The sequence below is a fragment of the Streptomyces sp. N35 genome, from assembly GCF_016464295.1.
Lineage (GTDB): Bacteria > Actinomycetota > Actinomycetes > Streptomycetales > Streptomycetaceae > Streptomyces.
On record NZ_JAEIMH010000027.1, the window covers coordinates 31693 to 37328 of the forward strand.

Genomic DNA, 5636 nt, shown 5'->3' on the forward strand with positions numbered 1-5636 from the left:
CGGGCGCAGCACCCCCGAAACCCCCCGCGGGCCCCCCCGCGGGGGATTTCCCCTATCAGGGTGACGGCTGCCGAACCCCCTTCCCGGACGCTCCCGGCGCGGTTCACAGTTGCGCCGACTGATCGACACGACACGGGGGTTCACCACCATGCGCACGACGAGGACTCAGCTCCGTACGACCATCACCGCGGCCGCGCTCGGCGTCGCCGTACTCACCACGGCCACGGCACCGGCGGCGGCCGCACCACCGGGACCGACGGGCTGCGGACCGGGGGAGCTGTGCCTGTGGACGGCGCCCGACTACACCGGCGACCGCACCACGTACGAACTGACCGAGCTGACGACCGAGGCCTGTACGGCGCTGCCGGCGGGGAGCAGCGCCCAGGCCCTCGTCAACCGCACGGCCCGCCCGGTCACCACGTACCAGTCCGCGGAGTGCGAGGAAACGGGCGACTTCGAGACCTACCCGGGCCGCGGGGGCGGCACGTGGGCACCTGCATCGCCGTACCAGGTCAGGGCGTTCAAGATCTGGGAGAGCTAGCCACGCGGGCCGGGAATGTCAACCAAAGCCCGTTGTCGATGAGTTGAACTCCCGGAGCGGGGCACTCGATGAGTCAAGCCCCCTCGACAACGCTGGGAGTGATGATGGCGGGCTTCGGACACAGCACGCGCAGGCGCCCCCGCACACGAGGCCGCACAGGGTCCCGGTCCGGGCCGGATCGCGCGACGCTGGGAATTATCGGAGTCATCTGCGCGGTCGCGGGATTCTTCGTGCTCCACATTCTGCTGGGGCCGATCGCGATCGTCTGCGGATGGCTCGCCATGGGCCGGCGCTGGGACGGCGGACACCGCCTTCCGGCGCTGGTGGCCGTGGTGCTCGGCGCGATCGACACCATCCTCGCGCTGATGTGGGTAGCCGGTGCCGCAGGACCTGGATTCTAAGCCTGCGGCTGGAATCTAAGCCCGCGGCTGGAATCTAAGCCCGCGGACCGGACCCCGAGGGCGACGGCAGCGCGGCCGACGTAGGAGCGGAAGGGGCGTCGGCCGCCGCTGTCGTCCCCCTGGCTCCCGGAGAGGCTCCCCCAGGCGCACCCCCAAGCGCCCCCCCCCCCGCGCGCAACGGCCCGGCCCCCTCCGTCAGTTCGAGGATCGCCGCCGTCTGCCGGCGCTCCTCCGCGTCGTCCTGCTCGAAACGGGCCATGAACCATGCGGCGATGTTCGCCGTGACCACACCGAGCAGCGCGATCCCCGAGAGCATGAGCCCGACCGCGATCAGCCGACCCAGGCCCGTCGTCGGCGAATGGTCGCCGTAGCCGACGGTGGTCATCGTCGTGAACGACCACCACACCGCGTCACCGGGCGTCTTGATGTTCCCGCCGGGCGACTCCCGCTCCACCGCGAGCACCGCGAGCGACCCGAAGATCAGCAGCCCCACGACCGAACCGGCCACATACGTGGTCAGCCGGATCTGCGTCGCCATCCGGGCCCGCCGCCCCACCAGCATCAGGGTGGAGACGACCCGCAGCAGCTGGAACGGCCTGAGCAGCGGAAGGAGCACGGCCGCCAGGTCCAGCCAGTGATGCCGGATGAAATGCAGCCGGTGGTCGCTCAGTGCCAGGCGTACGAGATAGTCCGCGGCGAACGTGCCCCAGACCACCCACTCCACCACCTCGCACGCGGTCTTCACACCACCGGAGGCGTCGGGCGCCACGATCGGCACCGCATAGGCCAGGGCGAAGGCGATCGCCAGGGCGAGGAGCGGACGCTGGGTGCGGTTCTCCCAGCGGATCTGCGCCGGTTGTTCCTTGGGGCTGGGCATAGCGCGCATCGTAGACAAGCCGAAAGGGCGGCGGGACCACCCGGTCCCACCGCCCTTCAGGAGCGTGCGTGCTACGCGTCGCCGCCCTCAGGGCCCGGGTCGGCCGCCGCCACGTCGAGCAGCTGGTAGCGGTCGATGGCCTGCTTCAGGGCCGAGCGGTCGATCTTCCCGTCCTTCGCGAGCTCGGTGAGCACACCCAGGACGATCGACTGCGCGTCGATGTGGAAGAAGCGACGGGCCGCGCCACGCGTGTCCGCGAAGCCGAAGCCGTCAGCGCCGAGCGACTGATAACGACCGGGCACCCAGCGCGAGATCTGGTCGGGAACGGACCGCATCCAGTCGGAAACGGCCACGAACGGACCCTCGGCGCCGGAGAGCTTCTGCGTCACGTACGGGACCCGCTGCTCCTCCTCCGGGTGCAGAAGGTTGTGCTCCTCGACGTCCACGGCCTCGCGGCGCAGCTCGTTCCAGGAGGTCGCCGACCAGACATCCGCCTTGACGTTCCACTCCTGGGCGAGGATCCGCTGGGCCTCGACCGCCCACGGAACGGCGACACCGGACGCGAGGATCTGCGCCGGGATCGTGCCCGCCTCACCGCGCTTGAACAGGTGGACGCCCTTGAGGATGCCCTCGACGTCCACGTTCTCGGGCTCGGCCGGGTGCTGGATCGGCTCGTTGTAGACGGTGAGGTAGTAGAAGACGTCCTCTGCGTTCTCGCCGTACATCCGCCGCAGACCGTCCTTGACGATATGCGCGATCTCGAAGCCGTACGCGGGGTCGTAGGCGACACAGGCGGGGTTGGTCGAGGCAAGGAGCTGCGAGTGGCCGTCCGCGTGCTGCAGACCTTCACCAGTCAGAGTCGTACGTCCGGCGGTCGCACCCAGCACGAATCCGCGCGCCAGCTGGTCGGCCATCTGCCAGAACTGGTCACCGGTGCGCTGGAAACCGAACATCGAGTAGAAGACGTACACCGGGATCAGCGGCTCGCCATGCGTGGCGTAGGCCGAACCCGCGGCGATCAGCGACGCCGTGCAGCCGGCCTCGGTGATGCCGTCGTGCAGCATCTGCCCGGTCGGCGACTCCTTGTAGGCGAGCAGCAGTTGGCGGTCGACGGACTCGTACTGCTGGCCGAGCGGGTTGTAGATCTTGGCGCTCGGGAAGAAGGCGTCCATGCCGAACGTGCGGTACTCGTCCGGCGCGATCGGCACGAACCGCTTGCCGATCTCCTTGTCCCGCATCAGGTCCTTGAGGATGCGGACGAACGCCATGGTCGTGGCGATCGACTGCTGGCCCGACCCCTTCTTGGCGGTGGAGTAGGCCTTGTCGTCGGGCAGCTGCAGCGGCTTGGCGCGCACCACGCGGGTCGGGACGAATCCGCCCAGACCCTTGCGGCGGTCGTGCATGTACTGGATCTCTTCCGAGTCGCGGCCCGGGTGGTAGTACGGCGGGGCGCCGCCCTCGAGGTCCTTGTCCGCGATCGGGATGTGCAGCCGGTCGCGGAAGTGCTTGAGGTCGTCGACCGTCAGCTTCTTCATCTGGTGGGTCGCGTTGCGGCCCTCGAAGTTGGGGCCCAGCGTCCAGCCCTTGACCGTCTGCGCCAGGATCACGGTGGGCTGGCCCTTGTGCTCCAGGGCCGCCTTGTACGCCGCGTAGACCTTCTTGTGGTCGTGACCGCCGCGGCCCAGGTGGAGCAGCTGGTCGTCGGTCATTCCCTCGACCATGGCGCGCAGCCGGTGGTCGTCGCCGAAGAAGTGCTCACGGATGTACGAGCCGGACTCGGTCGCGTACGTCTGGAACTGGCCGTCCGGCGTGGAGTTCATCTTGTTGACCAGGGTGCCGTCGCGGTCCTGGGCGAGCAGCGGGTCCCAACTGCGGTCCCAGATCAGCTTGATGACATTCCAGCCGGCGCCGCGGAACTGCGACTCCAGCTCCTGGATGATCTTGCCGTTGCCGCGTACCGGGCCGTCGAGGCGCTGCAGGTTGCAGTTCACGACGAAGGTCAGGTTGTCGAGGCCCTCACGGGCGGCGAGCGAGAGCTGGCCGAGCGACTCGGGCTCGTCCATCTCGCCGTCGCCGAGGTAGGCCCAGACATGCGACTTGGAGGTGTCCGCGATGCCGCGGTGCTCCATGTAGCGGTTCATCCGGGCCTGGTAGATCGCGCCGAGGGGGCCGAGGCCCATCGACACGGTCGGGAACTCCCAGAAGTCCGGCATCAGGCGCGGGTGCGGGTACGAGGACAGTCCGTACGGCGCCTTCGACTTCTCCTGGCGGAACGCGTCGAGCTGCTGCTCGGAGAGCCGGTCCAGGAGGTACGCACGGGCGTAGACACCCGGCGAGGCATGGCCCTGGAAGAAGATCTGGTCGCCGCCGTCGCCCTCGTCCTTGCCGCGGAAGAAGTGGTTGAAGCCCACGTCGTAGAGCGAGGCGGAGGAGGCGAAGGTCGCGATGTGACCGCCTACGCCGATGCCAGGGCGCTGTGCGCGGGAGACCATGACCGCCGCGTTCCACCGCGTGGCGTTGAGGATCTTGCGCTCGATCTCCTCGTTGCCGGGGAAGAACGGCTCGTCCTTGGTCGCGATGGTGTTCACGTAGTCCGTGCTGCGCATCTCGGGCACGGCCACACGCTTCTCACGGGCGCGCTCGATCAGCCGGAGCATCAGGTAGCGGGCCCGCTCGCGGCCGCGCTCGTCGACCGCCGCATCCAGCGAGTCGAGCCATTCCTGAGTCTCTTCGGGATCAAAGTCCGGGACCTGGCTGGGCAGGCCGCCAATGATGATCGGGTTGCGATCGGATCCGGAAGCCACGCTGTTCCTTCGCTGTCGGAGTGTCGATCTGGGGTTTCACACCGTTGTCCATCGTGTACCCCGGTGCTTCCCGCGTCATCTGTACCGACTGGTAACCAAGGCCCGGGACGCCCAAATCGCAACGATACGCCCAAGTAGGACCCTCCTTCCCCAGGGACCTTCGACCTGGAGCGCCCGGTGAAGGTCCCGACTGAACAGCTCGCGCCTTCCGGCTGTATTTTTCCCGTACGTGCTTCGTACGGGTCGGGTGCTCAGGCTCCCGCCCACTTGCCGCAGGCGCCCGCAAATCTGACGTATCGCTGTGGGATGAATCACCGATCGCGGAGAAATCGGGCATTGGGTTGCGGTGACACGGCCGGGATCGTCACCGTTTCGGCGGTCTCGGCGGCCGGGTACTTGCGCGATCCGTCCCGCCCGTGTGGACTACGGCCAACGCTTCGCGCACGCGCGAGGCGCAAACGACATCCGAAAAAAATGATCAGGAGGCAATCCGTGAGCGCGACCGCGGACCACGCGGAGTCGAACCTGGCCGCCAGGCTGGGTTTCCAGCCCGAGCAGGTGGTCCAGGAGATCGGCTACGACGACGACGTCGACCAGGAGCTCCGCGAGGACATCGAAAAGATCATCGGCAGTGAGCTCGTCGACGAGGACTACGACGATGTGGCCGATGGTGTGGTGCTCTGGTTCCGTGAGGACGACGGGGACCTGACCGATGCGCTGGTGGATGCCATCGCGTACATGGAGGAAGGCGGCTCCATCCTCCTTCTGACCCCGAAGACCGGCCGCGACGGCTACGTCGAACCGAGCGAGATCGGCGAGGCCTCGACCACCGCCGGTCTGTCCGCCGCGAAGAGCATCAGCGCCGGCAAGGACTGGACGGCCAGCCGTCTGAGCACCCCGAAGGCCGCGACCAAGAAGCGCTGACCACGTCAGACACGTCGAGCAGAACCCCCGCCCGTCCCTCCGCGGGGGGGTCTTGGGGGGGACGGGGGGACTGGGTCGCGGGGGGGGGG

5 protein-coding genes are annotated in these 5636 nt (G+C 68.4%); 3 read left to right on the top strand and 2 right to left on the bottom strand.

The features are described from left to right. Window positions 1-148: 148 nt before the first annotated feature. Complete coding sequence (locus JAO81_RS16945; protein ID WP_199548692.1) at window positions 149-541, top strand: peptidase inhibitor family I36 protein; 393 nt, start codon at window positions 149-151, stop codon at window positions 539-541. A gap of 101 nt (window positions 542-642) precedes the next feature. Further along, entirely contained in the window at window positions 643-942 is a 300-nt protein-coding gene (locus JAO81_RS16950; RefSeq protein ID WP_199548754.1) for a small hydrophobic protein, read from the top strand. 34 nt (window positions 943-976) lie between these two features. Here the strand turns inward: JAO81_RS16950 and JAO81_RS16955 are convergent, their stop codons facing one another. After that, the gene (locus JAO81_RS16955) at window positions 977-1819 is read right to left on the bottom strand and encodes a potassium channel family protein (RefSeq protein ID WP_199548693.1); all 843 of its coding nucleotides are present in this window, start codon (window positions 1817-1819) and stop codon (window positions 977-979) included. A 71-nt stretch (window positions 1820-1890) separates the two neighbouring features. Then, on the bottom strand, window positions 1891-4623 hold the full coding sequence (aceE, locus tag JAO81_RS16960; RefSeq protein ID WP_199548694.1) for a pyruvate dehydrogenase (acetyl-transferring), homodimeric type: 2733 nt from the start codon (window positions 4621-4623) through the stop codon (window positions 1891-1893). A 492-nt stretch (window positions 4624-5115) separates the two neighbouring features. On the opposite strand from aceE, the gene JAO81_RS16965 reads away from it, so the two are divergent. After that, window positions 5116-5547: a DUF3052 domain-containing protein gene (locus tag JAO81_RS16965; RefSeq protein WP_199548695.1), complete on the top strand. Its 432-nt coding sequence runs from the start codon at window positions 5116-5118 to the stop codon at window positions 5545-5547. The last annotated feature ends 89 nt before the right edge of the window (window positions 5548-5636 follow it).